General features: G+C 35.5%; 1 protein-coding gene. It reads left to right on the top strand.

What is annotated here, in order from left to right; genetic code table 11:
• On the top strand, nucleotides 1-6,147 hold a 6,147-nt coding region (locus EGM88_RS15025), incomplete at its 5' end, for a DUF7507 domain-containing protein (RefSeq protein ID WP_123899238.1).
• Between the last annotated feature and the right edge of the window lie 343 nt (nucleotides 6,148-6,490).

Raw genomic sequence — 6,490 nt, 5'->3', positions numbered from 1 at the left:
TTATGTAATGGAGATAATAATGGAGCGATAGATATCACTGTTGTAGGAGGAGTAGGTCCATATAATTATTCATGGACAACATCAGATGGTAGCGGTTTAGTAGCGACAGATGAAGATCAGACAGGCTTAACTGCAGGTACCTATGCAGTTACAATTACCGATGCTAATGGAGCAACAACTACAGGAAGTTATGAAATAACAGAACCATCGGCCTTAACTATTTCTGAAGATTCTGTTATTCATGAAAATTGTGGTAATTCTAATGGAGCGATAGATATCACTGTTGTAGGAGGAGTAGGTCCATATAGTTATTCATGGACAACATCAGATGGTAGCGGTTTAGTAGCGGCAGATGAAGATCAGACAGGTTTAAGTGCAGGTACATATGCAGTTACAGTAACTGATGCTAATGGATGTACCATATCATTAAATTCTACTGTTAACGAGAATCTTCCTCCTGTAATCACTAATGTAACATCAACTAACCCTACAAAGGCAAGTTGCCCTGCATTAAATGATGGTACAATTACAATTTCTGCAACTGGTTCTAATTTAGAGTATAGTATAGATGGAGGAGCTTCATATCAAAGTTCTAATATATTTAGTAATTTAGTAGCATCAGGTTCTCCTTACACTATTGTAGTAAGAGACGCTGTAACATTATGTTCTGTTGTAAATCCTACAGATGTAACTCTAGTTTCACCAGGTTGTAATGCAAATGTTATAGTTACAAAATCACAAACTGCTGGTCCATCTACGGTTAATTCTATTAATCAAGTATTAGGATATACTATTACACTTAAAAATGACGGGGATTTAGATTTAACTAATGTAGATGTAGAAGACACTTTACCAGATGGAAGTATAGCAACCTTGAGTTCAGTAGTAGAAAGTATCACTGCAAATGGTATTTTAGAAGTAGGCGAGACTTGGACGTATACGACAAGTTATACAACAACATTGGCTGATTTCCAGAGAAAAGCAGATTCTAATATTAATATAATTAATACTGTTTCAGTAACTGCAGATCAGATTACAACTGCTGAAACGGATACTGCTGAAACACCAATTGAATATGCGGATTTAAGTATCACAAAAGCAGTGAGTACAACTTCACCAAATGTTGGTGATATAGTAACCTTTACAATAACTGTTGTAAATAGTGGTAATAATGCTACTGGAGTAACAGTTGAAGATGTTGTACCTAGTGGATATGGTTCTGTTACGGCAATAACCTCAGGGGCCACAGTATCTGGAAATACTATTAGTTGGTCAGGTTTAACTGTTTCAACGGGTACCCCAACAGTATTAGAATTTACAGCTCAAGTTTTAGCTACAGGTGATTATGGAAATAGAGCAGAAATTACGGCTTCTGATTTTGTTGATCCCGATTCAGATCATACATCTAGTTATGACACTGATGATTATAGTGATGGTGAAACAGATGATGATGAAAGTAATGTTGTTACTATTAACCCATCAGCAGTATCAGATATAAGTATAACAAAAACTGTAAATAACGGCACTCCAAATGTAGGTTCAGATGTGGTATTTACAATAGAAGTGACAAACAATGGGCCAAGTGATGCAACAGGAGTTCAGGTAACAGATATATTACCAAGTGGATATACTTATGTTTCGGATAATGGAGCAGGGGCTTATGTAGAAAGTACAGGTTTATGGACAGTTCCAACGATAACAAATGGAGCTACACAGAGTTTAGAAATAACAGCTACTGTAAATGCGGTTGGAGATTATACGAATGTTGCAGAAGTTACAGCATCAGATAATTTAGATCCTGATTCAACTCCAGATGATGGAGCTGGAGACGATTTTGATAGTGTTGCTACTATTCCAGTACCAGTTTCTGACTTGTCATTAACTAAAACAGTTAACAATCCAACACCTAATGTAGGTTCAAATGTGATATTTACTTTAACTGTAAATAATTCAGGACCAAGTATAGCAACGGGAGTAGAAGTAACAGATCTATTGCCAAGTGGATATACATATGTTTCAGACAACGGAGCCGGATCTTATGATGAGGCATCTGGAGTTTGGACTGTTGGAGATATATCAAATACTTCTTCAGCTTCTTTAGAAATAACAGCTATTGTAAATGCAACTGGAGATTATACAAACGAAGCAGAAATTACAGCATCAGATAATTTAGATTCTGATTCAACACCAGGAGACGGAACAGGTGATGATTATGCTACTGCAGGAATCAATCCATCAGCAGTATCAGATATAAGTATAACAAAAACTGTAAACAACGGCACTCCAAATGTAGGTTCAGATGTGGTATTTACAATAGAAGTGACAAACAATGGGCCAAGTGATGCAACAGGAGTTCAGGTAACAGATGTATTACCAAGTGGATATACTTATGTTTCGGATAATGGAGCAGGAGCTTATGTAGAAAGTACAGGTTTATGGACAGTTCCAACGATAACAAATGGAGCTACACAGAGTTTAGAAATAACAGCTACTGTAAATGCAGTTGGAAATTATACGAATGTTGCAGAAGTTACAGCATCAGATAATTTAGATCCTGATTCAACTCCGGGTGACGGAACAGGTGATGACTATGCAGCAGTGAGTACGACACCAAATCCTGTTTCGGATTTAAGTATCACAAAAACTGTAGATAACAACGTACCTGCAGTAGGAAATAATGTAACCTTTACATTAACGGTAAGTAATGCAGGTCCAAGTGACGCTACTGGTGTAACTATAGAAGATGTTGTACCTAATGGTTATGATAATGTTACAGCAATAACCTCAGGAGCAACCGTAACTGGAAATACAATTGTATGGGACAATCTGAACATAAGTTCAGGTTCTGATGCAACCTTTGAATTTACTGCAAGAGTTCTTGCAAGTGGAGATTATGGAAATAGAGCTGAGATTACAGCTTCTGATAATCTTGACCTAAATAGTGATCCAAATAGTAGTTTTGATGTAGACGATTTAGGTGATGGAATTGCAGATGATGACGAGAGTGACATTGTTAATGTGAGTCCAACTGCGGTCTCTGATTTATCAATGACTAAAACAGTTAATAATACTACACCGTTAGTGGGGTCTGATGTAATATTTACATTAACTGTAATTAATAATGGACTAAGCAATGCAACTGGTGTGGAAGTTACTGATCTATTACCTGATGGTTATACTTATGTTAGTGATAATGGAGCAGGAGCATATGATGAAACCACAGGAGTATGGACAGTTGGTAATATTGCATATGCAACTTCAGCTTCTTTAGAGATTACGGCTACTGTTAATGCAACAGGTAATTATACCAATAATGCTGAAGTAACAGCATCAGATAATGCTGATCCTGATTCAACACCAGGAGATGGAACAGGTGATGATTTTGCAACAGTAGATACAAACCCAATCCCAGTATCTGATTTATCAATGACAAAGTCAGTTGATGATGTTGCTCCATTGGTAGGATCTGATGTAGTATTTACATTGACAGTAAATAATGCAGGTCCAAGTGAAGCTACTGGTATTGAAGTAACAGACTTGTTACCATCAGGATATGTTTATGTAAGTGATGATAGTGCTGGAAATTATGTTCCTGCAACAGGAGTATGGTCTGTACCAAGTCTGGCAAGTGGTGACACAGCTGAAATTAACATTACAGCAACTGTTTTGGCAACAGGAAATTATAATAATTCTGCTGAAGTAACGGCTTCTGATAATACAGATTTAGATTCTACGCCGGATAATGGAGTTACAACTGAAGATGATTATGCGATGGTAGAAGTAAATCCACAACCAGTATCTGACCTAAGTTTAGTAAAATCGGTGAATGACTTGAATCCAACAACAGGAGATATAGTGACCTTTACATTACTAGTTAGTAATGATGGTCCAAGTGAGGCCACTGGGGTTAATGTACAAGATGTTGTACCTGATGGTTTTGGTAATATTACGGCCATAACAAATGGTGGTATATTAACTGGAAATACAATTAATTGGAATGGACTAACTATTGCAAATGGAACAAATGTTTCATTGAGCTTTAATGCAGAAGTATTAACTGATGGTACAGATACTACTACTAGTTATTACAACAAAGCAGAAATTACAGCTTCTGATAATATAGATCTTGATAGTGATTTCAATGCAAGCTTTGATGTTGATGACCTTAATGACGGTATTACAGATGATGATGAAAGTATTGTAGATAATATTGTTGTCAATTTCTTACCTACAGCTCAAGACGATGATGTGTTTGTTGTAGAAAACTCTAACAATAATAATATTATGGTGTTAGAAGATAATGGTAATGGTATTGATGACTTTGGTAGAGATGGTGCGAGTACAACTGCTATTGTAATTGTTACAGGACCTAACAACGGTACTGCATCAGTGAATGATAACGGTACTCCAAATGATCCAACTGATGATTATATAGTTTATACTCCTAATACTGATTTTGTAGGTGGTGATACTATCACTTATAGAATAGAAGATAGTAATGGAGATACAGATACTGCAACAGTTACTATTGAGGTATTAGTAGATACGGATGGTGATGGAGTGCCTGATATTTATGATGTGGATGACGATAACGATGGTATAGTTGATACTGTTGAAGGAACAATTGATTCCGATGGAAATGGTATCCCTGATAGTCTAGATATAGATTCTGATAATGATGGTATTCCTGACAATGTGGAAGCTCAAACTACTGACGGTTATATTGTTCCTTCAGGTGTAGATTCTGATGGTAATGGTTTAGATGATGCTTATGAGTCAAGTCCAGGAGCTGGAGAAGGATTAACTCCAGTAGATACAGATGGAGATAGTACTCCTGATTATTTAGATTTAGATAGCGATAATGATAATGTATTAGATGTTATTGAAGGTCATGATCACAATGGAGATGGTATGATTACAGTTGATGATGCACCATCGGGTTACCCAACACCTATTTATTCAGGAGTTGATACTGATGGAGATGGTCTAGATGATGCCTTTGAAGGTGCAAATGCCAATGATGGATATATCATCAATAATGAGATAACTAATCCTGCAACAGATCTTCCTGATTTTGATGGTAATGGAGTGCCAAACTTCAGAGATACTGATGATGATGGTGATGGAATTGCTACAATTGATGAAGTTCTTAACCCAGGAGATGATCCATTTACTTTTGATTTCGATGGTGATTTACAACCAAACTATTTAGATATTGATGATGATAATGATGGAATCTTAACTTTAGTAGAAGGTGATGAAGATTCAGATAATGATAATAATCCTAATTATCTTGATATCGATTCTGACGGAGATGGTATTCCAGACAATGTAGAAGCTCAATCTACAACAGGTTATATAACACCTTCAGGAGTAGATTCAGATGGTAATGGTCTTGATGATGCTTATGAAACAACACCTAGCAGTGGAGAAGGTCTTACTCTTGTTGATACTGACGGAGATGATACACCTGATTATTTAGATGAAGATTCTGATAATGATGGAGTATATGATTATATCGAAGGGCATGATCATAATCACGATGGGCATCCAGATGTTGAGGCAACTGGTACAGATACAGATGGTGACGGGTTAGATGATGGTTTTGAAGGTGGTAATTTGAACGATTACGATGTTAATGATGAAATCGATGATCCAGCAAATCAATTGCCTAATTTCGATCTTAATCCAACACCAGAAGCAACAAATGATGATGTTGATTATAGAGATGCTGATGATGATAATGATGGTGTGCCAACATTTGAAGAAGATGATAATGAAAATGGTGTTTGGTATGATGACGATTGTGATTTCGATGGTTACCCAAATTACTTAGATGTTACATCATGTACAATAATCCCAGAGGCATTCTCACCAAATGGAGATGGCGATAATGATTATTTTATAGTACCATTATTAAGTAAATATCCAGATTTCAGAATTGAGATTTATGACAGATGGGGTTCTAAAGTTTATGATTATAGTAATGAAGGTAGGTCACCAGTTGAATGGTGGGACGGATATTCTGATGGTAAAATTACTATTCAGAAAGATCAAAAAGTACCAGTAGGAACCTACTATTATATCATATATTTTAATAAAGACAATAGAAAACCTGTAACAGGTTGGGTATATGTAAATTATTAAAAATAACTTCAAAGAAAGTCTAACATGACTTTCTTTGAAGCTTTTAAATATTATAAATAGTTTTACCCATTGAATAAGTAATAAGTGGAAAGTAGGATTTTATCAATAAATCCATATAATTATTTTAACATATAAATTTAATTTGATATAATCAATTTAAATAAGTAGGAGATGTCTTACTGAAAGTGTTATAGTATAGATAGAACAACAATTATACAAAGTTAATTATGAGAATAATATCAGTAATTTTACTAATAATATTAGGATTATGTACAATTGAAGGGCATAGTCAACAAGATCCTCAATATACCCAATACATGTACAATATGAATATTGTAAATCC

The sequence above is a fragment of the Aureibaculum marinum genome (assembly GCF_003813905.1).
GTDB classification, from domain to species: domain Bacteria; phylum Bacteroidota; class Bacteroidia; order Flavobacteriales; family Flavobacteriaceae; genus Aureibaculum; species Aureibaculum marinum.
This window is presented reverse-complemented; position numbering and strand designations above follow the sequence as displayed.